General features: G+C 60.9%; 8 protein-coding genes. 3 read left to right on the forward strand and 5 right to left on the reverse strand.

Annotation, left to right across the window (positions count from 1 at the left end; genetic code table 11):
- Nucleotides 1-3 precede the first annotated feature (3 nt).
- From V5F23_RS00845 to V5F23_RS00855, 3 genes are all read right to left on the reverse strand, one after another.
- Nucleotides 4-936 carry a diiron oxygenase gene (locus tag V5F23_RS00845; protein ID WP_042730637.1) on the reverse strand — a complete coding sequence of 311 codons (933 nt, stop codon included), beginning with the start codon at nucleotides 934-936 and terminating at the stop codon, nucleotides 4-6.
- Nucleotides 933-1,709, reverse strand: a complete 777-nt coding sequence (locus V5F23_RS00850) for a DUF3050 domain-containing protein (RefSeq protein WP_042730636.1) — start codon at nucleotides 1,707-1,709, stop codon at nucleotides 933-935. Before V5F23_RS00850 ends, V5F23_RS00845 begins: the two co-directional genes overlap by 4 nt.
- A 687-nt stretch (nucleotides 1,710-2,396) precedes the next feature.
- The gene (locus V5F23_RS00855) at nucleotides 2,397-3,089 is read right to left on the reverse strand and encodes a GntR family transcriptional regulator (protein WP_042730635.1); all 693 of its coding nucleotides are present in this window, start codon (nucleotides 3,087-3,089) and stop codon (nucleotides 2,397-2,399) included.
- 200 nt (nucleotides 3,090-3,289) lie between these two features.
- On the opposite strand from V5F23_RS00855, the gene lapG reads away from it, so the two are divergent.
- The 3 genes from lapG to V5F23_RS00870 all read left to right on the forward strand — a co-directional run bounded on the left by lapG (nucleotide 3,290) and on the right by V5F23_RS00870 (nucleotide 7,056).
- Nucleotides 3,290-3,982 (forward strand): cysteine protease LapG, encoded by a 693-nt coding sequence (gene lapG / locus V5F23_RS00860; RefSeq protein WP_042730634.1) that lies wholly within the window; start codon nucleotides 3,290-3,292, stop codon nucleotides 3,980-3,982.
- A 14-nt stretch (nucleotides 3,983-3,996) separates the two neighbouring features.
- The gene (gene lapD / locus V5F23_RS00865; protein ID WP_338497289.1) at nucleotides 3,997-5,946 is read left to right on the forward strand and encodes a cyclic di-GMP receptor LapD; all 1,950 of its coding nucleotides are present in this window, start codon (nucleotides 3,997-3,999) and stop codon (nucleotides 5,944-5,946) included.
- A 756-nt stretch (nucleotides 5,947-6,702) separates the two neighbouring features.
- Entirely contained in the window at nucleotides 6,703-7,056 is a 354-nt protein-coding gene (locus V5F23_RS00870) for a DUF6124 family protein (RefSeq protein WP_123579738.1), read from the forward strand.
- A 221-nt stretch (nucleotides 7,057-7,277) separates the two neighbouring features.
- Here the strand turns inward: V5F23_RS00870 and V5F23_RS00875 are convergent, their stop codons facing one another.
- Both V5F23_RS00875 and V5F23_RS00880 read right to left on the reverse strand, forming a co-directional pair.
- A complete protein-coding gene (locus V5F23_RS00875; protein WP_042730632.1) occupies nucleotides 7,278-7,616 on the reverse strand; it encodes a hypothetical protein in 339 nt (112 codons plus the stop codon).
- 118 nt (nucleotides 7,617-7,734) lie between these two features.
- Complete coding sequence (locus V5F23_RS00880; protein ID WP_338497294.1) at nucleotides 7,735-24,276, reverse strand: immunoglobulin-like domain-containing protein; 16,542 nt, start codon at nucleotides 24,274-24,276, stop codon at nucleotides 7,735-7,737.
- Nucleotides 24,277-24,374: the final 98 nt, after the last annotated feature.

Genomic DNA, 24,374 nt, shown 5'->3' on the forward strand with positions numbered 1-24,374 from the left:
TCCTCATGGGGTCAGGTAATCGGCGAGGGCATCGCGCACGCAGGGGGACGCGAGCATCGAGCTGCCGCGAAAGAACCGCGTGATGTTGCCCACCAGTGGATGGAAGCGATTGATGGGGTAGGCCAGTGCACTGGCGTCCTCACGCAGTGCCTGGCGTACCGACTCGTCGACGGGCAGGTGGGCGATCAGCTCGAAATCGAACGCCTGCTGCAGGTCGCTCGCCAGGTACTCGGCAATGAAGCCGGGCATCAAATGCGCGATCGCTTCGCGGTCTTCCTCGGGCGCGGTGCGCCAGTACATCTGCACCAGCCGTGTCCAGAACCCCGAGTGCCGGCCCTCATCGAGCAAGTGGTCGGCCATCAGCCCCTTGATCGAAGCCTTCACCGAATCGTCCCGGGCGAAGGCCGCGACTTCGTTGGTCACCGTGTTTTCGGCAATGGCGATGCAGATCAGCTCCACGGCGCTGAGCAAATGTTCCGGCGCCCGGGCCAGGGTCGCCGGTATCGCCCGGCTCAGCTCGATCTGCCCCGGCAACGGGATCGGCGCGATGCCGGTCATGTCGATGGTCTGTTGCATGAAGTCCATCGCCACCAGCGCGTGATAATCCTCGTCCACCACCACGGTCATCGCGTCGTAGCGGCACGGGAACGGGAACTCGATGCCGAAGCGATTCTTGGCGATGCGCCGGGCGGTGTGGTCCACAAGCTCGGTCTCGAAAATCACCACGTCGTTGATGAACTTGTACAGGCTCTGCACCAGCACGAAATCGCGCAGGGGCGCACAGTGGCTGAGAAAGGTCTGGCTGTGCACCAGCGGTTGGCGGCTCATGGGGAAGATCAGCTTGTCGTCGTCCTCGACCCGCCGGCGTGGCCGCGTGCGGATCGTGGCGCGGCTTTCCCAGGCGTCGGCGAACGATTGGTAGGCGAGGGCGTTCATAGGGTCACCTGCGCGGCCGGTTGGCTCATGCTTTCGCGCAGGCCGTCCCACAGGGCCGCGCGGCTGTGCACGGCGGCGAGTGCGGCGGCCAGCACTTCGGTTTCGCGCTGCGGATCGCCGTCGATCAGCCGCGCCAGCAGCTTCTCCGCGGCCGGGCCGTGGTCTTCGGAGTCGACCTCGATGTGGCGTTGCAGGTAGTAGCGAAAGGTGGGTGCCTGGTCCAGGCCAATGCCCCAGGCGTCCAGCATGCGTTGGAACATCTGCGGGATGACGCTCTCGCGGCCATGCACGAATGCGGCGGCCACACTGTGGGCCGGCGCATGCAGGGCGGTGTGCAGGGTCTGGCGAACGAACCGTGCCGCCGCCGGTTCCACTTCGACGCTTTCCAGCGCGGTTTCGGGGCTGACGCCTTCCTGTTGCAGGGTGATGAATCGCTCGATCGCCCGGGTGTCCGCGCCCACTTCGCGCATGGCGTCCAGGTACAGTTCGAAATGGCTGCAATAGCCCGCTCCAGGCCGATCATCCGACTCTTCGCCCAAGACGATTTCGTTGATCAGGCGAGCCGAATGTGGGTCGGCCGGCGGCAGCCAGGGCAGATGCACGCAGGTCAGTTCCCGTTGCAGGCGCTTGGTCAGGGACATGAAGTCCCACACGGCAAATACGTGGCTTTCCATAAACCGGCGCAGCAGATCAATTGATGTTATTTCGGAAAAAACCGGGTGTTGGCCAAGTTCGTGTTTTTTCAGAGATAGTTGTTCTTTGGTTGGCTGCATTGGAACGTCCTCATCAATGATATTTGTCCGGCAGGTGGCTCGAGTTTTTATATAGGCGAGCGGGTGCCTGAACCGGAATCCATGAATTACCCAAGTGGCTCAAGCATTCGCTTAATGTGCGTGTTTCGAGTCTGCGGTGCCTGTATTCAGGCGTTGTTGCGCTCTTTAAACAGCCGGTAACAATCCGGCGAATAAAAAACTAATACACGTATCAAGCGGGCGGCAAGTTATTTTTTAATTATTTAAAGTTGGGTATTTATTGGGCGCGAAGGAAGTTATTAAAACTTCTGGAGTAAGTTTTATTGAGGCGAAGAAGCTCCTTCCGATGGATAAGGATCAGAATCGAATCAGTCGAGTGAATGCCTCACTCGGAGCACTTCAGGGATCGGGAAGTTAAGAAGTCTTATGTTTAGGGGAGAGACGTCGGTCGGACATCCGATCATCCCGCCGGTTGGACGACGCTCCTTGCGTGTGGGCTTCGATTCGCCTGGTTTCAGCCAGGCACTGACTGCGACAGGTCTGTTTTTTCAATCGACAAGCGCAAGAGTGGGCCCAAATCGATGGCAGTGCCATTGGGCTTATGGGGCGGGGCGTCGCGGCCACGGCCGCGCCGCGCCGGGCAGGTAATTCGCTGGGTAGGCAGGATATGTAAGAAATTGATACGCCGGCCCGGACGCCGGCGCGAGGTCAGCGTTTCGACGTTTGTTCCAGGTATCGGCGTATGGTGACCGAGGCTTTTTCCAGGTGGTGTTCCAGCAGGGCAACGGCCTTATCGATGTCTCTGGTCGTCGCGGCTTCCAGCAGGGCGCGATGGTCGTCCTGGGTCAGCTTGCCCAGGCCCATGGACGATAGATGAAAACGCAGGAAGCGCTCTTCTTCGTTGAGTTCGCGTTCGATCAGGTCCAGCAGCTTGGCGTTGGGCGCCTTGTGGTAAAGCGACATGTGAAACAGCCGGTTGAGCTTGCCGATCTGGGCATGGTCGGTTTGCGCTTCCAACTGCTCGATATACTGGGCGGCGTGCGCCAGGTCGTCGTCGTCCAGCAACGGAATGGACAGGCGCAAGGCGAAGGACTCCAGGACCGAGCGCAGGGCGTAGGTCTCGACCGCGTTGTTGGTGATCAGTGGCGCCACCACCGCGCCCTTGTGCTGGACCACGTTGAGCAGTGATTGCGCTTCGAGCTGGCGCAGCGCCTCGCGCACCGGCATGCGGCTCACGCCGAACAGATCGGCCAATTCCTGTTGGCGCAGGGCCGTGCCACTGGGCAGGCGCCCGTCGAGAATGGCTTCGCGCAGGGATTCTTCGATGATCGAACGTGCCCGGTCAGCGGGAATGGGTCCGTTGACCTGGATGGTGCTGAGCGGTCTGGGCTTCTGGGTCACGACAACGCATCCTGACGAGTAGTAGAAAATGGATCCAGGCGAACATTAGTAACAGCTTTACGGGCCGTCAAAGACTTGTGGTGTCGGATCCTGAACTACAGTTTAGTCTGCTTGGAGTGATTGCATCCTGCCATTGTCTTTTGCCGGGCCAGGCTTCACCATCCAACGATTTCCAACGGCCCTTTTCGGACGTATTTCCCTTGGCTGCACCTTTCCCTGTTCCCAGGCCCTTGCGTTGGTTGTGTTCGGCAGTGTTGCTGGCCGGCCTCATGCTGGGCGGCCTGCAGGCCGACTGGGACTTCGCGCAGATCAGCCGACGGGCCCAGGCGCTCTACGGGCCCCTGGGGCAGGGGCAGCAGCGAATCGATGCCTGGCAGCAATTGCTGGCGACCCAGAAACAGATTCCCGAGCTGGAACAACTCAAGGTGGTGAACCTGTTCTTCAACAAACAGGTGCGCTACGTGGAAGACATCGACCTGTGGCACGAGGTGGACTACTGGGAAACCCCGATCCAGGCCCTGTGGAAAGGAGCCGGCGATTGCGAGGACTATGCCATCGCCAAGTACTTCAGCCTGCGCCATCTCGGGGTCTCCAGTGACAAGTTGCGCATCACCTACGTCAAGGCGTTGCGGCAGAACCGTGCGCACATGGTGCTGACCTACTACGCCACGCCCGAGGCGATGCCGTTGGTGCTCGACAGCCTGGTCGACGGCATCCTGCCGGCCAGCCAGCGAACCGACCTGTTGCCGGTCTACTCTTTCAATGCCGAAGGGTTGTGGCTGCCGGGCGCCAAGGGCAACAAGAAAGTGGGTGATACCAAGCGCCTGTCACGGTGGCAGGATGTGTTGAAAAAAATGCAGGCCGAAGGTTTTCCGGTCGAGACGACTAACTAGGAGCGCGCGCTCAGATGTCCTTGTTCAAACAGCTGTTGATCGCTATCTGTCTGTTCCTGGTGGTTGCCTTCAGCGGCAGCTTCATGGTCAGCCTCGAGAGCTCGCGGACCCAGTACGTCAACCAGTTGCGCTCCCATGCCCAGGACGCGGCCACGGCGTTGGCGCTGTCGCTGACACCGAACATCGACGATCCGGCGATGGTGGAGTTGATGGTCAGCTCGATCTTCGACAGTGGCTACTACGCCAGCATCCGGGTAGTCGATGTGGCCACCGACAAGACCCTGGTCGAGCGCACCGGCACGCCGGACGCCGGCAGCGTGCCGCAGTGGTTCGTCAAACTCATCGGCCTGGAGCCGGCCGGTGGCGATGCGATCGTCAATCGCGGCTGGGAGCAGGCGGCGCGGGTCGAAGTGGTCAGCCACCCGATGTTCGCCCTCGCCAAGCTGTGGCAGAGCGCGTTGGGCAGCCTGGGTTGGTTGCTGTTGTGCGGCGCTGTCAGCGCGGTGCTGGGGGCCTTGCTGCTGCGGCGTCAGCTCAAACCGCTGGATTACATGGTGCACCAGTCCCACGCCATCGCCCGGCGCGAGTTCCTCAGCTTGCCGGAGCTGCCGCGCACCCCTGAGCTGCGTCGCGTGGTCCAGGCGATGAACCAGATGGTCGAGAAGCTCAAGGCGCTGTTCCAGGAGCAGGCCGAGCGCAGCGAGAAACTGCGCGTGGAGTCTTATCAGGACAACCTCACGGGGCTGGCTAACCGGCGCTATTTCGAAATGCAGCTCAACGCCCGGGTGAGCAACCCGGAGCAGGCCAGCTCCGGTTACCTGTTGCTGTTGCGGGTCAAGGACCTGGCCGGTTTGAACCAGCGCTTGGGCGGCCAGCGCACGGACCAATTGCTTAAGGCGGTGGGCGAGCAGTTGCTGCGTGAAAGCGCGCGCTACCCGGAAACCCAGAACCTGGTGACGCGTATTCGGGGTGGCGAATTTGCTGTGTTGGCGCCGGGCCTGGTGCGTGAGGAAGCGCTGCAACTGGCACAGAACCTTGAAAACGCGCTGGCCAGCCTGCATGCCACCGGCGCGACCGACGTGGCGTCGGTGGCTTCCATCGGCCTGGCGCCCTTCGTCCATGGCGACTCACCGCAAGCAGTGCTCCAGCTCGGCGACCAGGCCCTGGCCCAGGCCGAAAGCCAAGGCGAACCGAGCTGGGCCTGCCTTGACCACAGTGCGGTCAAGCGTGTGGCCGACGATCACCATGCCTGGCATACGATGCTCGACCAGGCCCTGAACCAGCAGCGTTTCGAGTTGTACTTCCAACCGGTGGTAGCAGCCCAGGACACCGCCATGGTGCTGCATTACAAGGTCTTGTCGCGGCTGCTCGACGAGCAAGGCCAGACCATCCCCGCCGGGCGTTTCCTGCCCTGGCTGGAGCGTTTCGGCTGGACGGCGCGGCTGGACCGCCTGATGCTCGAACAGGTGCTCAGGCAAATGGCCGGGCACGATCAATCCCTGGCGCTGAACCTCTCTTCCGCCACCCTGGGCGACCCACAGGCGTTGAACAAGGTCTTCGAGATCCTGCGGGCCCACTCCAACTTCGGGCCGCGCCTGACCCTGGAGATCGGCGAGGAACAGTTGCCTGAGCAAGCGGTGCTGGAGCAACTGACCCGGCAACTGCGCGAGCTGGGGTTCTCGTTGAGCCTGCAGCGCTTTGGTGGGCGGTTCAGCATGATCGGTAACCTGTCGCGGTTGGGGTTGGCTTATCTGAAAATCGATGGCGGCTACATTCGCGCCATCGACCAGGAGAGTGACAAGCGCCTGTTCATCGAGGCGATCCAGCGTGCTGCCCACAGTATCGACTTGCCGTTGATTGCCGAGCGGGTGGAGACCGAGGGGGAGTTGGCGGTGATTCGGGAGATGGGGTTGTTTGGGGTGCAGGGGCGGTTGGTTGGGGAGCCTGGGCGTTGGGGGAATTGAATTGAGTGCATATCCGTTGCTGCGGTAACGGCGGCTTATGGTTCCGCCCTTACGGCGGCTCACTTTTTTTCAGGCGCCAAAAAAAGTAAGCAAAAAAGGCTTGCCCCACCACTCGGCACCTCGCTTGGGCGAGGTGTTCCCTCACTCCGGCATTGCTCCGTGGGCCCGCCGCGAAGGGCCATCCATGGCCCAGCGCGGCTAACCCGGCATCCATGCCGGGTTGCCCACTGCGCAATGCCTGCGTTCGGCCAGCGTGGTTAACGGGGCCTCAAGATCAAAAGCCAAAGCCAAAGCCAAAGCCAAAGCCAAAGCCAAAGCGAGGCGGTTTTACGGCCGACTTGTCTCTCTCGGGTGTAAGCCGATCCATTGTGGGAGCGGGCTTGCCCGCGAAGGCGGCGGCCCAGGCAATCCAGCTCTTGAAGATGCATAAAGCCAGCAAGTCCTAGGAGATTTCCTTCAAGTTGTAGCGAATTTGGTGAACTTGTCCGGTACCGGACTCGTGGCTAGTCTGGGTTTGTCACTGAAAAAACGGTGACACGGACGTGCAAGTCCGAACAAACTGTTTAGGATGCGACGCTACATCGCTCAGGGGCTTTTTTCTGCTCACTGGCTTTATGGCGGCTGCACGCAGGAGATCCTTGGATCTGCTGGGTGTCCTAAACAGGCCCGGTCTTGCACACCTGCGTACGGCCGCCACCCTCATTCGCGTGCAAGCGAACGGTGACGGTTTCCACTTAACTGTTTAGGAAATCTCTAATGTTCAAAGTAACTCCGAATCCGCCAGGAAGTCCTGGCAACGCCTCCAAAAAACTCGACGAAGCCGCCGAGCGCGCCCTCGACTACTACCTCAACCCCAAACCTACTGATGAAGCCTCGGGAAAACCCTCAACCGCCCAGCTCTTCATGGTCTCCCCAGACATCGACACCGAAACCCTCCTGGCCAACGCCTCCGAAGACTTGCTGTCCATCAGCGCCATTGCCGCCGACCTGGCCGATGACGTCGACGGCTCACGCCGCAGCGTGATCCTGGCGATCAGCCGAATGGCCGATGGGGTGCATTTGTTGGTGGAGCGGGCGATGGATCGGCTGGAAGCGCAAGCGCCGAGCTGACAGGTCTGTGGTGGATTGAAAACCGCCTTCGTCGGATCAGACACACCCCAAAGACCGTGGCGAGGGAGCTTGCTCCCGCTCGGCTGCGCAGCAGTCGCAAGATCGGACAGTGCGGTCTGCCTGGAGAAATGCCGGGGCCTGCTTCGCAGGCCAGCGGGAGCAAGCTCCCTCGCCACAGAGGCTGTGTACTGCCTGGAATGGCGTCAGCCTGAGAGTCAGGGCTAGATCAACCCCTTCTCATCATCATCGATCAACCGGCTCAACCCTCCCAATGCGACCCGTGCCTGGTTGCGGTCCATCAGTTTGGCCTGGGCCGCCGGTGGCAGGTCGGTGACGCGGATGACGCCTTTGCTGGTCAGCACCTGGATCAAGTCGTCGAGTACCCGGATCATCTCCAGGTCGCTCTGCTTGAGCTGCTTGAGACTGTTTTCCACCGCCTGGTTGGCAAACCAGTCCTGGATCTCGTGGTTGTCGGCCGGCAGGGTTTCGGTGGCTTCGGCATAGGCGATGGCTTCTACGCGCACCAGCAAGCCTTGTGCATCGCGTTGCACATAAAACATCGGGCATCCCTCATGTATGAAGCGGCGTCATGCTGGGCAGCATAGGCCAACTCTGCGGGAGTATGAACACTTATTGTGGCGAGGGAGCTTGCTCCCTCGCCACCGGTTTGTGTCAGGTTCAGCTGTTGTTGTGATCGATCTTGATGGTCGGGTCGCTGCCGGCGATCAACGAGTTCAGGTTGACGCTCGACCAGTTGTTGCCTTCCAGCTTGATCGTTACGTCCGGCGTCGCCGCGGCGTTGCCGGTGTTGAACTGGCCGGAGCTGCTCACTTGCAGCGACGACACGCCATCGACCGTGCTGATTTTCAGGAAGTGGTCGATGGTGCTGCCGCTTTCGCCCTGCAATAGATCCCGCAGGTCGATCCGGTCACCTTCAGCGGCCTTGAAGTCCTTGATCACGTCAGTGCCGGTGTCACCGGACTTCCAGACAAAGGTATCGCCGCCCAAGCCACCGATCAGGGTGTCATTGCCCTGGCCGCCAATCAGCGTGTCGTTGCCGGTGCCACCGAGCAGGATGTCGTTGCCCTTGCCACCGTCGAGCAGGTCGTTGCCGCCCTGGCCAAAGATGATGTCGTTGCCGGCGCCGCCGAGCAGGGTGTCATTGCCATCGTGGGCACCCGACACATCGAACGCGGTGTAGTGTTCGGTGATGTACTGGTGCACGTTGCTGGTGGTGACTTTGCTCACGTCCACGCCGTTCTGCTGGGCAACGAACGCCTGGATGGCCTGGTAACCCTCGCCGGCAATGCCGTTGAAGCTCACCAGGTCGCCGAACAGGATGTCGTGGCCATCGCCGCCATTGACGGTGTCGGCCCCCGGCAGGGTCGCTTCGGTGTGGCCGATGATCGAGTTGGCCAGGTTTTTCGGGTCGATGTTGGTCTGCGGCGTCTGGTCCGAGTCGTAGGGCTTGAGGTCGGCCAGGGTCACGCCCTGGTTCAGGCCGATGGCTTCCACGCCGGACACCGAGCTGAGCAGCGCAAAGGCACTCAGGGAGTTGCTGCTGGTGGCCGAGTCGGTGCTGTTGCCGGTGCCGCTGAGGTAGGACAGTTCATAGGTGCCGTCCCCTTGGGCGTGCAGGGTGCCCAGTTCCTCGCTGCTCCAGTAGCCGCCCCACGACTTCTGCCAGGTCTGCAGCGTGACGTTGCCGCTGCTATCGACCTGCACGCGGTGCTTGCTGTCCAGATCGGCGCTGAAGGTTTGCCCAAGCTTGTAGTTGTTGGTGGTGATGAGGCTGTCCAGCTTCACATCGCCATACAGGGTCGGGTTCGTCTGCTCGCCGGCCTGGTAGAACGTCGGCTGGCCGTCGGTGATGAAGTACGTCAGGTTCTTCGCGCCGGTGTTGGCCATGGCCTCGGTGCTCTTGAACCAGTTGGCCGTGGTCTTGAACACGTCCTCGTAGTTGGTGCCGCCGCCGGAAACCATGGAGTTCAGCACGCCCTTGAGCAGTGTCAGGGCATTCGGGTCGTTGAGGTTCACCGAAACGGTCTTGTTCACCTGGGCGTCGAAGTCGGCCAGGAAGATGTTCACCGTGCCGGAGTTGCTGCCCAGGCTTTGCTTGAGGGTGTTGAACACCGACGTCAGCGAATCCTTGGCCGCGGTGATGGACGAGGAACTCATGCTGCCGGAGCTGTCGACCATGAAGGCGATGTTGTAGTTGACGCCCGGTACCACGGTCAGGCCGCCGATGTCGGCGACAATGATGTCGTTGGCGTCGGTACCGACGACGTTGTCACTGGCGGAGGTCGCGGTGGTGGCGTTGTAGACGGCCGGGTACACGGTGACAGGGATCTGGGCCGTGGTGACTGCCGAGCCTCCCAGGGCCTCGGTGGCCGTCGACGTCACGGTCACGTTGAACTTGCCGTTGTAGTACGCCGGTGGCGTCAAGGTCAGGCTGCCCAGGTTCCAGCCGGTGATCGAGGCTTCGCCGCTGCTGCCCACGGTCGCGGTGTGGCCCGCGCCATCGGTCAGCACGCTGCCTTCAGGGATACCGCCGACTTTCACGCTCAGGCTTTCGGAGCCGTCGGTGTCGGTCAGGGCGGTGGTGATCTTCGACAGGTGCACGCTGGAGCCTTCGGCGCCTTCGTTGAGCTTGTAGCCGTCGTAGTAACCCTCGCCATTGCTGCCGTGCAGGTCGGAGACCGTCACGCCGGCATTCGCCAGGTCAGCCACGCCGGTGTACAGCGGTACGCCAGCACTGCTCAGGTCGACCGCCGTGCCGCCGTTGACCGACAGGTTCACGTCATAGCTGCCCGGACCGGTCTGGTTGTGGTGGTAGATGTCCAGGGTGTAGTAGCCGCTGGTGGTCGGCGTGAACGAGCCGTTCAGCTTGCCGCCCGCGCCCCAGGTAATCGCCGCCACGTCCTTGCCGCCGACGGTCACCAACAGGCTGTCGTCGCCGGTGCCGCTGAAGGTGTAGGTCTTGCCGGCTTCGAGGTAAATCAGACCGGAAGTTTTCGACGCCGTGCCAGGGTTCACGTTGCTGTCGGACTGCACGTTGGTCACGGTGCTGCTGCTGTTCGGCGTACCGGCAGCATCGATCACCGACTTGAGGGTGCCGGACGGCGCGCCGCTGCCATCGGTGCCCAGGCCAGACAGGCCGGTCCAGACTTCCTTGATCAGGCCGGTGGAGGTCACGCTGTTGCCGGCCACGTTGAGGGTCGGGGCGTCGGCAACGGGTGTGATGTCGATCTTCACGGTGCCGGTAGTGCCCAGCGCCTGGCCGTCGGTGGGCTGGAAGCTGATCTGTGCGTAATCGGCCTTTTGATCGCCCACGCCGGCCGGGTTGCCGTTGGCACCGGATTCGTTGGCGTCCGGCGTGAAGCGCAGCTTGCCGGCATCGATGTCAGCCTTGGTGAAGGTCTGGTTGTTGGCCACGTCCTTCCAGGTTGCGCCATCAAGGTACTGCAACTTGCCGTCGCTGGGCAGGCCGGTGATTTTCACACCCAGGCTTGCTGCCGGGCTGTCCAGGTCGCTGACGCCGAAGGTCGACCAGCCGAGGACCAGCGAAGTGTCCTCGGTACCGGTCACCGCACCGCCGGCGGCCACCGGTGCATCGTTGACCCCGACCACGTTCACGGTGGTGGTGGCGGTGTTGGAGTAACTGGTGCCGTCGGTCACGGTCACGGTGATGATGCGCGGGACGGTGCTTGGGTCATCGCTGCTGTTGGTGAAGCTGATGTTCTTGATCTGCTGCATGTAGTCGGCGAGCGTCGCGTTGCCGGACAGGGTCAGCGTGACCGTACCGTTGGTGCTGTTGGCGTTGATGCTGATGCCATTGACGCTGTTGCCCAGGTTCAGCGCATCGCCGGGCTGACGGTTGGTCAGCACGATGGTGGCGCCGGTCAGCATGGTGCTGTCCGGGTCGGTGATTTTCAGGTCAGTGTCGCCAATCGACACGCCCTGGCCAGGGGTGCCTTCGGTGAAGGTCACCTGATAGTCAGCGCCGGTCTTGCCGCTGGAGTTGTTGGCATCCAGGTCGAGTACCGGTGGCGCATCGTTGTCGATGATCGAGGTGCTGACGCTGCCATTGGTGCCGCTGATTGCCAGGTTCTCGAAGTTGCCGCCGGTGGCCGAGTCGATCTTGACCACGAAGTTTTCCGTGCCTTCGGTGATCTTGTCGTCCAGCGTGGCCACGTTGAAGGTGGCGCTGGTGCCGTTGGCCGGGATCTTCACGGTGTAGACGCCGGTGAAGTCCGAGCCGTCGGCGGCGGTGCCGCTGTAGACGATCTTGAGCGTCACCTCGGTTTGCGCCGGGTTCGTCAGGCTGACGGTGTACGTAGCGGTCTGGCCTTCGGTGACCGACGTGCTGCCGCTGATGCTGACAGTACTGGTGTCGATGGTGTCGGTGACATTGGTCACAGCTGGAGTGGTACTTGGCACCAGGTGCTCGAAGTTACCGCCTGTTGCTTTATCGATACTGACTTCGACCTTGCCGGCGTCTTTGTAGACGTCGTCTTTAGGCGCGTCGACAGTGACGGTGCCGGTGGTTTTGCCGGCGTCGATGTGAATGACGGCGCCATTGCTCAGGGTAACGTCGACAGGTGTACCGGCTGCGTTGGTCAGGGTCGCGGTGTAGGTGATCTGACCACCCTCGGCCACGGTACCGGTAGCGCTCAGGCTCAGGCCGGTGGTGTCCTGGGTATCGGTAACGGTGGTGTCAGCGGTTTTGCCGTCGATGGCGAGTTTTTCGTAGTTGCCGCCCTGTGCGTCATCGATCTTGACGCTCAGGTGGTTGCCGCCGGCGAGGGCGTCGTTTGGCGCAACGAAGTTCACCGACGCGGAGCTTGCGCCCACGGGAATGGTGATGGTCTGGCCGTTGCTCAGCGTGACGACCAGCGGCGCGTTGGTGACCGGGGCGTTGACCGAGGCGGTGTAGACCACGGTGCCGCCTTCGGCGACGGTCGAAGTGGCGGACAGGCTGACGGTCGATGTGTCGATGGTGTCGGTGACATTGGTCACGGCTGGAGTAGTGCTCGGAACGAGGTTCTCGAAGTTACCGCCAACCGCCTTATCGATGCTGACTTCAACTTTGCCAGCATCTTTATAGACGTCATCCTTCGGCGCGTCGACGGTCACAGTGCCGGTGGTTGCACCGGCGGCGATGTTGATGACCGCACCATTGCTCAGTGTCACAGTCACTGGCGTGCCAGCGGCGTTGGTCAGGGTTGCGGTGTAAACGATCGAGCCACCTTCGGCCACGGTGTCAGTGGCGCTCAGGCTAAGACCGGTGGTGTCCTGGGTGTCGGTAACGGTGGTGTCAGCGGTTTTGCCGTCGATGGCGAGTTTTTCGTAGTTGCCGCCCTGTGCGTCATCGATCTTGACGCTCAGGTGGTTGCCGCCGGCGAGGGCGTCGTTTGGCGCAACGAAGTTCACCGACGCGGAGCTTGCGCCCACGGGAATGGTGATGGTCTGGCCGTTGCTCAGCGTGACGACCAACGGCGCGTTGGTGACCGGGGCGTTGACCGAGGCGGTGTAGACCACGGTGCCGCCTTCGGCGACGGTCGAAGTGGCGGACAGGCTGACGGTCGACGTGTCGATGGTGTCGGTGACATTGGTCACGGCTGGAGTGGTACTTGGCACCAGGTGCTCGAAGTTGCCACCCGTGGCCTTGTCGATGCTGACTTCAACTTTGCCGGCGTCTTTGTAGACGTCGTCCTTCGGTGCGTCGACGGTCACAGTGCCGGTGGTCGCACCGGCCGCGATGTTGATCACCGCGCCATTGCTCAACGTGACGGTCACTGGGGTGCCGGCTGCATTAGTCAGGGTCGCGGTGTAAACGATCGAGCCACCTTCGGCGACGGTGCCGGTAGCGCTCAGGCTAAGACCGGTGGTGTCCTGTACGTCAGTCACCGAGGTTTCAGCTGGGGTTTTATCTGCAACCAGATTTTCGTAGTTGCCGCCCTGAGCGTCGTCAATTTTGACGCTCAAGTTGTCGCCGCCGGCGAGGGCATCGTTTGGCGCAACGAAGTTTACCGACGCGGAGCTTGCGCCCACGGGGATAGTGATGGTCTGGCCGTTGCTCAGTGTTACAACCAGCGGAGCATCAGTCACCGGGGCATTAACCGAGGCGGTATAAACCACGATGCCACCTTCAGCCACGGTCGACGTGGCGGTCAGGCTGACGGTCGACGTATCGATGGTGTCGGTGACATCCGTGACAGCCGGAGTAGTGCTCGGCACCAGGTTTTCGAAGTTACCGCCAGTGGCTTTATCGATGCTAACTTCAACCTTGCCGGCATCCTTGTAGACGTCGTCTTTAGGCGCGTCGACAGTGACGGTGCCAGTGGTTGCACCAGCCGCGATGTTGATCACCGCGCCATTGCTCAGCGTCACAGTCACTGGGGTGCCGGCGGCGTTGGTCAGAGTTGCGGTGTAAACGATCGAGCGGCCCTCAGCCACAGTGTCGGTTGCAGAAAGCGTCAGGCCGGTGGTGTCTTGAGTATCGGTAACCGTGGTGTCAGCGGTTTTGCCATCGATGGCGAGTTTTTCGTAGTTGCCGCCCTGAGCGTCATCAATCTTGACGCTCAGGTTATCGCCGCCAGCGAGGGCATCGTTCGGTGCAACGAAGTTCACCGAAGCAGAGCTTGCGCCGACCGGAATGGTGATGGTTTGGCCATTCGACAAGGTGACGACCAATGGCGCGTCAGTGACTGGAGCGTTGACCGAAGCGGTGTAAACGACAGTGCCACCTTCGGCCACAGTCGACGTCGCCGTGAGCGAAACGGTGCTGGTGTCGATGGTGTCGGTAACATCAGTCACTGCCTGAGCGGTGCTCGGAACCAGGTTTTCGAAGTTACCGCCCGTGGCCTTGTCGATGCTGACTTCAACTTTGCCAGCGTCTTTGTAGACGTCGTCTTTAGGCGCATCGACAGTGACAGTGCCAGTGGTCGCACCGGCCGCGATGTTAATCACGGCGCCGTTGCTCAGCGTGACGGTCACTGGTGTGCCAGCCGCATTGGTCAGGGTCGCGGTGTAAACAATCGAACCGCCTTCAGCAACAGTGTCGGTTGCGGAAAGCGTCAGACCGGTAGTGTCTTGGGTGTCTGTAACCGTAGTTTCGGCTGGAGTTTTATCTGCAACCAGATTTTCGTAGTTGCCGCCCTTGGCATCGTCGATCTTGACGCTCAAGTTGTCGCCGCCGGCGAGGGCGTCGTTTGGTGCAACGAAGTTCACCGAAGCAGAACTTGCGCCGACCGGGATGGTGATGGTCTGGCCATTCGACAAAGTGACGACCAACGGAGCGTCAGTCACTGGGGCATTAACCGAAGCGGTGTAAACGACAGTGCCACCTTCGGCCACCGTCGAAGTCGCGGTGAGCGAAACGGTACTGGTGTCGATGGTGTCAGTGACATCTGTTACCGCTGGAGTGGTGCTCGGCACCAAATTCTCGAAGTTGCCGCCTGTGGCTTTATCGATGCTGACTTCAACTTTGCCCGCGTCTTTGTAGACGTCGTCTTTAGGCGCATCAACGGTGACGGTGCCAGTGGTTGCACCAGCCGCGATGTTGATCACCGCGCCATTGCTCAGTGTCACAGTCACTGGCGTGCCGGCGGCGTTGGTCAGGGTTGCGGTGTAAACGATCGAGCCGCCTTCAGCGACAGTGTCGGTTGCGGAAAGCGTCAGACCGGTAGTGTCTTGGGTATCCGTAACGGTGGTGTCAGCGGTTTTGCCATCGATGGCAAGTTTTTCGTAGTTGCCGCCCTGGGCATCGTCGATCTTGACGCTCAAGTTGTCGCCGCCGGCGAGGGCGTCGTTTGGTGCAACGAAGTTCACCGAAGCAGAACTTGCGCCGACCGGGATGGTGATGGTCTGGCCATTCGACAAAGTGACGACCAACGGAGCGTCAGTCACTGGGGCATTAACCGAAGCGGTGTAAACGACAGTGCCACCTTCGGCCACCGTCGAAGTCGCGGTGAGCGAAACGGTACTGGTGTCGATGGTGTCAGTGACATCTGTTACCGCTGGAGTGGTGCTCGGCACCAAATTCTCGAAGTTGCCGCCTGTGGCTTTATCGATGCTGACTTCAACTTTGCCCGCGTCTTTGTAGACGTCGTCTTTAGGCGCATCAACGGTGACGGTGCCAGTGGTTGCACCAGCCGCGATGTTGATCACCGCGCCATTGCTCAGTGTCACAGTCACTGGCGTGCCGGCGGCGTTGGTCAGGGTTGCGGTGTAAACGATCGAGCCGCCTTCAGCGACAGTGTCGGTTGCGGAAAGCGTCAGACCGGTAGTGTCTTGGGTATCCGTAACGGTGGTGTCAGCGGTTTTGCCATCGATGGCAAGTTTTTCGTAGTTGCCGCCCTGGGCATCGTCGATCTTGACGCTCAAGTTGTCGCCGCCGGCGAGGGCGTCGTTTGGTGCAACGAAGTTCACCGAAGCAGAACTTGCGCCGACCGGGATGGTGATGGTCTGGCCATTCGACAAAGTGACGACCAACGGAGCGTCAGTCACTGGGGCATTAACCGAAGCGGTGTAAACGACAGTGCCACCTTCGGCCACCGTCGAAGTCGCGGTGAGCGAAACGGTACTGGTGTCGATGGTGTCAGTGACATCTGTTACCGCTGGAGTGGTGCTCGGCACCAAATTCTCGAAGTTGCCGCCTGTGGCTTTATCGATGCTGACTTCAACTTTGCCCGCGTCTTTGTAGACGTCGTCTTTAGGCGCATCAACGGTGACGGTGCCAGTGGTTGCACCAGCCGCGATGTTGATCACCGCGCCATTGCTCAGTGTCACAGTCACTGGCGTGCCGGCGGCGTTGGTCAGGGTTGCGGTGTAAACGATCGAGCCGCCTTCAGCGACAGTGTCGGTTGCGGAAAGCGTCAGACCGGTAGTGTCTTGGGTATCCGTAACGGTGGTGTCAGCGGTTTTGCCATCGATGGCAAGTTTTTCGTAGTTGCCGCCCTGGGCATCGTCGATCTTGACGCTCAAGTTGTCGCCGCCGGCGAGGGCGTCGTTTGGTGCAACGAAGTTCACCGAAGCAGAACTTGCGCCGACCGGGATGGTGATGGTCTGGCCATTCGACAAAGTGACGACCAACGGAGCGTCAGTCACTGGGGCATTAACTGAAGCGGTGTAAACGACAGTGCCACCTTCGGCCACCGTCGAAGTCGCAGTAAGTGAAACGGTGCTGGTGTCGATGGTATCGGTAACGTCAGTGACAGCCGGAGTGGTGCTCGGAACCAGGTTTTCGAAGTTACCGCCTGAGGCCTTGTCGATGCTGACTTCGACCTTGCCAGCATCTTTGTAGACGTCATCCTTCGGCGCGTCGACAGTTACGGTACCGGTGGTCGCACCAGCGGCGATGTTGATCACGGCGCCGTTGCTCAACGTGACGGTCACTGGGGTGCCGGCGGCGTTGGTCAGGGTTGCGGTGTAAACGATCGAGCCACCTTCAGCAACCGAATCAGTCGCACTCAAGGTCAGGCCTGTAGTGTCTTGGGTATCGGTAACGGTGGTGTCAGCGGTTTTGCCATCGATGGCGAGTTTTTCGTAGTTACCGCCTTGGGCGTCATCAATCTTGACGCTCAGATTATCGCCGCCGGCGAGGGCGTCGTTTGGCGCAACGAAGTTCACCGAAGCGGAGCTTGCGCCAACCGGGATGGTGATGATTTGGCCATTGCTCAGCGTGACAACCAACGGAGTGTCAGTCACGGGGGCATTAACCGAGGCGGTATAAACCACGGTGCCACCTTCAGCCACGGTCGAGGTGGCCGACAGGCTGACGGTCGATGTATCGATGGTGTCGGTAACGTCAGTCACAGCAGGGGTAGTGCTCGGAACCAGGTTCTCGAAGTTACCGCCTGTGGCCTTGTCGATGCTGACTTCAACCTTGCCGGCGTCCTTATAGACGTCATCCTTCGGTGCATCGACGGTGACGGTGCCGGTGGTCGCACCAGCCGCGATGTTGATCACCGCGCCATTGCTCAGCGTCACAGTGACTGGCGAGCCTGCAGCATTAGTCAGGGTCGCGGTGTAAACGATCGAACCGCCCTCGGCCACATTGTCAGTTGCGGAAAGCGTCAGCCCTGTAGTGTCCTGTGTATCGGTAACCGTGGTGTCAGCAGTTTTACCGTCGATGGCGAGCTTTTCGTAGTTGCCGCCCTGGGCATCGTCAATTTTGACGCTCAGGTTATCGCCGCCAGAGAGTGCATCGTTTGGCGCAACGAAGTTTACCGACGCGGAGCTTGCGCCCACGGGGATAGTGATGGTCTGGCCGTTGCTCAGTGTTACAACCAGCGGAGCATCAGTGACCGGGGCGTTGACCGAGGCGGTATAAACAACGGTTCCGCCTTCAGCCACGGTCGAGGTGGCCGTCAGGCTGACGGTCGACGTATCGATAGTATCGGTAACGTCAGTGACCGCTGGAGTAGTGCTCGGAACGAGGTTCTCGAAGTTGCCACCCGTGGCTTTGTCGATGCTGACTTCGACCTTGCCGGCGTCTTTGTAGACGTCGTCTTTCGGCGCGTCGACAGTGACGGTGCCAGTGGTTGCACCAGCCGCGATGTTGATCACCGCGCCATTGCTCAGCGTCACAGTCACTGGCGTGCCGGCGGCGTTGGTCAGGGTCGCGGTGTAGACGATTGAGCCACCTTCAGCAACCGAATCAGTCGCACTCAAGGTCAGGCCTGTAGTGTCCTGGGTGTCGGTAACGGTGGTGTCAGCGGTTTTGCCATCGATGGCGAGTTTTTCGTAGTTACCGCCCTGTGCGTCATCGATCTTGACGCTCAGGTTATCGCCACCTGCGAGTGCATCGTTCGGCGCAACGAAGTTCACCGACGCAGAGCTTGCGCCCACGGGAATGGTGATGGTCTGGCCATTCGACAAGGTGACGACCAATGGCGCGTCAGTGACTGGCGCGTTGACCGAAGCGGTGTAAACGACGGTGCCACCTTCGGCCACAGTCGAAGTCGCAGTAAGCGAAACGGTGCTGGTGTCGATGGTATCGGTAACGTCAGTCACCGCTGGCGTGGTGCTAGGCACCAAGTTTTCGAAGTTGCCACCCGTGGCTTTGTCGATGCTGACTTCGACCTTGCCGGCGTCTTTGTAGACGTCGTCTTTTGGCGCGTCGACAGTGACGGTACCGGTGGTTGCACCAGCGGCGATGTTGATGACTGCGCCGTTGCTCAGCGTGACGGTCACTGGTGTGCCGGCTGCATTGGTCAGAGTAGCGGTGTAAACGATCGAACCGCCCTCGGCCACTGTGTCAGTTGCGGAAAGCGTCAGACCGGTAGTGTCTTGGGTGTCTGTAACCGTAGTTTCAGCTGGAGTTTTATCTGCAACCAGATTTTCGTAGTTGCCGCCCTGGGCGTCGTCAATCTTGACGCTCAAGTTGTCGCCGCCAGCGAGTGCGTCGTTTGGTGCAACGAAGTTCACCGACGCGGAGCTTGCGCCCACGGGGATAGTGATGGTCTGGCCGTTGCTCAGTGTTACAACCAGCGGCGCTTCAGTGACCGGGGCGTTTACCGAAGCGGTGTAGACCACGGTACCGCCTTCAGCGACGGTCGAAGTCGCCGTGAGTGAAACGGTGCTGGTGTCGATGGTATCGGTAACGTCAGTGACCGCTGGAGTAGTGCTCGGAACGAGGTTCTCGAAGTTACCACCAACCGCTTTATCAATGCTGACTTCAACTTTGCCGGCGTCTTTGTAGACGTCATCTTTCGGTGCGTCGACGGTCACAGTGCCGGTGGTTGCACCAGCCGCGATGTTGATCACCGCGCCATTGCTCAGCGTCACGGTCACAGGGGTGCCGGCGGCGTTGGTCAGGGTTGCGGTGTAAACAATCGAACCGCCTTCAGCAACCGAATCAGTCGCACTCAAGGTCAGGCCTGTAGTGTCCTGCGTGTCGGTAACGGTGGTGTCAGCAGTTTTACCGTCGATGGCGAGTTTTTCGTAGTTACCGCCCTGGGCGTCATCGATCTTGACGCTCAAGTTGTCGCCGCCAGTGAGGGCGTCGTTTGGTGCAACGAAGTTCACCGAAGCAGAGCTTGCGCCCACTGGGATGGTGATGGTTTGGCCATTCGACAAAGTGATGACCAACGGAGCGTCAGTCACCGGGGCATTAACCGAGGCGGTATAAACCACGGTGCCACCTTCGGCCACGGTCGAAGTCGCAGTAAGCGAAACGGTGCTGGTGTCGATGGTGTCGGTAACATCAGTCACTGCTGGGGCAGTGCTCGGAACTAGGTTTTCGAAGTTGCCGCCAGTGGCTTTATCGATGCTGACTTCGACCTTGCCGGCGTCTTTGTAGACGTCGTCTTTTGGCGCGTCGACAGTGACGGTACCGGTGGTCGCACCAGCGGCGATGTTGATCACGGCGCCATTGCTCAACGTGACGGTCACTGGGGTGCCGGCTGCATTGGTCAGAGTAGCGGTGTAAACGATTGAGCCGCCCTCAGCCACAGTGTCGGTTGCGGAAAGCGTCAGGCCGGTGGTGTCCTGGGTATCGGTAACGGTGGTGTCAGCGGTTTTGCCATCGATGGCGAGTTTTTCGTAGTTGCCGCCCTGGGCGTCATCGATCTTGACGCTCAAGTTATCGCCGCCGGCGAGGGCGTCGTTCGGTGCAACGAAGTTCACCGAAGCGGAGCTTGCGCCGACCGGAATGGTGATGGTTTGACCGTTGCTCAGCGTGACGACCAACGGAGCGTCAGTGACCGGGGCGTTGACCGAGGCGGTATAAACCACGGTTCCGCCTTCAGCCACGGTCGAGGTGGCCGTCAGGCTGACGGTCGACGTATCGATAGTATCGGTAACGTCAGTGACCGCTGGAGTAGTGCTCGGAACGAGGTTCTCGAAGTTGCCCCCCGTGGCTTTGTCGATGCTGACTTCGACCTTGCCGGCGTCTTTGTAGACGTCGTCTTTCAGCGCGTCGACGGTCACAGTGCCGGTGGTTGCACCTGCCGCGATGTTGATCACGGCGCCGTTGCTCAGTGTGACGGTCACTGGCGTACCGGCCGCATTGGTCAGGGTCGCGGTGTAAACGATCGAGCCACCTTCAGCCACTGTGTCAGTTGCGGAAAGCGTCAGGCCGGTAGTGTCTTGGGTGTCTGTAACCGTAGTTTCAGCTGGAGTTTTATCTGCAACCAGATTTTCGTAGTTGCCGCCCTGGGCGTCATCGATCTTGACGCTCAGGTTATCGCCGCCAGTGAGTGCATCATTCGGTGCAACGAAGTTCACCGAAGCAGAGCTTGCGCCCACTGGGATGGTGATGGTCTGGCCATTCGACAAAGTGACGACCAACGGAGCGTCAGTCACTGGGGCGTTGACCGATGCGGTGTAGACCACGGTACCGCCTTCAGCGACGGTCGAAGTCGCCGTGAGCGAAACAGTGCTGGTGTCGATGGTGTCGGTGACATCAGTCACCGCTGGCGTGGTGCTCGGCACCAAGTTTTCGAAGTTACCGCCAACGGCTTTATCGATGCTGACTTCAACTTTGCCGGCGTCCTTGTAGACGTCGTCCTTCGGTGCGTCGACGGTCACAGTGCCGGTGGTTGCACCGGCCGCGATGTTGATCACGGCGCCGTTGCTCAACGTGACGGTCACTGGGGTGCCGGCTGCATTAGTCAGGGTCGCGGTGTAAACGATCGAGCCACCTTCGGCGACGGTGCCGGTAGCGCTCAGGCTAAGACCGGTGGTGTCCTGTACGTCAGTCACCGAGGTTTCAGCTGGGGTTTTATCTGCAACCAGATTTTCGTAGTTGCCGCCCTGAGCGTCGTCAATTTTGACGCTCAAGTTGTCGCCGCCGGCGAGGGCATCGTTTGGCGCAACGAAGTTTACCGACGCGGAGCTTGCGCCCACGGGGATAGTGATGGTCTGGCCGTTGCTCAGTGTTACAACCAGCGGAGCATCAGTCACCGGGGCATTAACCGAAGCGGTGTAAACGACGGTGCCGCCTTCGGCCACCGTCGACGTCGCCGTGAGCGAGACAGTGCTGGTGTCGATGGTGTCGGTGACATCAGTCACTGCTGGGGCAGTGTTCGGAACCAGGTTTTCGAAGTTACCGCCAACGGCTTTATCGATGCTGACTTCGACCTTGCCGGCGTCCTTGTAGACGTCGTCTTTTGGCGCGTCCACAGCCACGGAACCAGTGGTTGCACCGGCCGCGATGTTGATCACGGCGCCGTTGCTCAGCGTCACGGTGACTGGGGTACCGGCAGGGTTGGTCAGTGTCGCGGTGTAGAGGATCTGACCGCCCTCTGCCACTTCGGTGGATGCCGACAGACTCAGATCGGTAGTGTCCGTCGAATCGGTAATCGTCGTGACCGCTGGCGTGGTGCTCGGAACCAGGTTCTCAAAGTTGCCGCCGGTGGCACCGGTAATGGTGGTGCTGACGGTGCTGCCATTGTTGTAGACGTCGTTAGCCGGGGTGTCGACGGTGACGGTGCCGGCGGTCTGGCCCGCAGCGATGGTGATGACCGAGCCATTGCTCAGGGTCACGGTCACCGGCGTTTGAGCGGCATTGGTCAGGGTGGCGGTGTAGGTGATCTGGCCGCCTTCGGTGATGGTGTTGTTGGCGGACAGGGTCAGGCCGGTGGTATCGGCCGAATCGGTAATCGTCGTGACCGCTGGCGTGGTGCTTGGCACCAGGTTCTCGAAGTTGCCACCGGTGGCACCGGTAATAGTGGTGCTGACGGTGCTGCCATTGTTGTAGACGTCGTTAGCCGGGGTATCGACGGTGACGGTGCCGGCGGTCTGACCTGCCGCGATGGTGATGACCGAGCCATTGCTCAGGGTCACGGTCACTGGGGTCTGTGCCGGGTTGGTCAAGGTGGCGGTGTAGGTGATCTGGCCGCCTTCGGTGATGGTGTTGCTGGCGGACAGGGTCAGGCCAGTGGTATCAGCCGAATCGGTAATCGTAGTGACTGCTGGCGTGGTGCTTGGCACCAGGTTTTCAAAGTTGCCGCCAGTAGCCCCGGTAATGGTGGTGCTGACGGTGCTGCCATTGTTGTAGACGTCGTTGGCCGGGGTATCGACGGTGACGGTGCCGGCGGTCTGGCCCGCAGCGATGGTGATGACCGAGCCATTGCTCAAGGTCACGGTCACCGGGGTTTGAGCGGCGTTGGTCAAGGTGGCGGTGTAGGTGATCTGGCCGCCTTCGGTGATGGTGTTGCTGGCGGACAGGGTCAGGCCAGTGGTATCAGCCGAATCGGTAATCGTAGTGACCGCTGGCGTGGTGCTCGGAACCAGGTTCTCAAAGTTGCCGCCGGTGGCACCGGTAATGGTGGTGCTGACGGTGCTGCCATTGTTGTAGACGTCATTGGCCGGGGTATCAACGGTGACGGTGCCCGCAGTCTGACCTGCCGCGATGGTGATGACCGAGCCATTGCTCAAGGTCACGGTCACCGGGGTTTGAGCGGCATTGGTCAAGGTCGCGGTGTAGGTGATCTGGCCGCCTTCGGTGATGGTGTTGCTGGCGGACAGGGTCAGGCCAGTGGTATCAGCCGAATCGGTAATCGTAGTGACTGCTGGCGTGGTGCTCGGAACCAGGTTCTCGAAGTTGCCGCCAGTGGCCCCGGCAATGGTGGTGCTGACGGTGCTGCCATTGTTGTAGACGTCATTGGCCGGGGTATCAACGGTGACGGTGCCCGCAGTCTGACCTGCCGCGATGGTGATGACCGAGCCATTGCTCAAGGTCACGGTCACTGGGGTCTGTGCCGGGTTGGTCAGGGTGGCGGTGTAGGTGATCTGACCGCCTTCGGTGATGGTGTTGCTGGCGGACAGGGTCAGGCCAGTGGTATCAGCCGAATCGGTAATCGTAGTGACTGCTGGCGTGGTGCTTGGCACCAGGTTTTCAAAGTTGCCGCCAGTAGCCCCGGTAATGGTGGTGCTGACGGTGCTGCCATTGTTGTAGACGTCGTTGGCCGGGGTATCGACGGTGACGGTGCCGGCGGTCTGGCCCGCAGCGATGGTGATGACCGAGCCATTGCTCAAGGTCACGGTCACTGGAGTTTGAGCCGGGTTGGTCAGGGTCGCGGTGTAGGTGATCTGGCCGCCTTCGGTGATGGTGTTGCTGGCGGACAGGGTCAGGCGAGTGGTATCAGCCGAATCGGTAATCGTAGTGACTGCTGGCGTGGTGCTTGGCACCAGGTTTTCGAAGTTGCCACCGGTGGCACCGGTAATAGTGGTGCTGACGGTGCTGCCGTTGTTGTAGACGTCGTTAGCCGGGGTGTCGACGGTGACGGTGCCGGCGGTCTGACCTGCCGCGATGGTGATGACCGAGCCATTGCTCAGGGTCACGGTCACTGGAGTTTGAGCCGGGTTGGTCAGTGTGGCGGTGTAGGTGATCTGGCCGCCTTCAGTCACCGTGTTGCCTGCGGTCAGGGTGACGTTGGTGGTGTCGATGGTGTCGGTGATCTGGGTCACGGCTGGCGTGGTAGGCAGGGTCACGGCGATGCCGGTACCGCCCGTGGTGCCAGTAACGGTCACGCTGATTTGGGTGGGGTCGTTGTAGACCGTGTCGTTCGGCGCCAGCGGAACGTTGACGGTGCCGGTTGTCTGGCCCGCTGGAATCACGATCACGGAGCCGTTGGACAGTGTCACGGTCAGGGCGGTCTGTGGCGCCTGGGTCACGGTTGCGGTGTAGACCAACACACCACCAGCCTCTGTCAGGGTCGGCGTGGCGCTCAGGGTCATCGTCGCGTTGACCACCGCGTTGGCGGTGGTATTGGCATTGGCGTTGGTATCCAGGCCAGTGAGGTCGGTGGTGGTGGCGGCGGCCGTGCTCAGGCCTTCCGTTGGAAAACCGACGGTAGGGTCGACGCTGCCAGCGGTGGCGTCCAGCGCCACGAAGGTGTGACCGCCACCGGCGGCACCGCCCGTCCCCGCGGCGGTGGCGCCGGCAGCGGTGGCTTCCAGGGCTGTCGTCGGGTCGGCACCGGCGGCGATGGCCTGCTGCAGTTCTTCTACCGACGGCGCGGCCTGGGCAGTGGCGGCGGCGAGATCGGTGGAAGAGTCGGGTGCATTGGCGCTCCACTGGGTGTCGCGGCCCAGGTCGAGCGTGCGGCCGTCGGCCAATTCCAACGTGACGGCGCCCGCAGGGCCGGTGTCCAACTGGTCGCCCGTGTACAGGCGATCACCTTCAATGAGTACACGCCGAATGCCCTCGGGGGATACGACGAAAACCTGACCAACAATGCTTTTGACAACGGCAATAACACTGCTCATTGAAGACTTCTCCGGGTGCCACGCTCAGTAGACTTCCATGGACCCGACAGCCTGTAAGGCAGCAGCGGTCTGGACGTTCTTGTTTCGCAAATAGGGGT

Source organism: Pseudomonas sp. WP18, from assembly GCF_036689585.1.
GTDB classification, from domain to species: domain Bacteria; phylum Pseudomonadota; class Gammaproteobacteria; order Pseudomonadales; family Pseudomonadaceae; genus Aquipseudomonas; species Aquipseudomonas chlororaphis_E.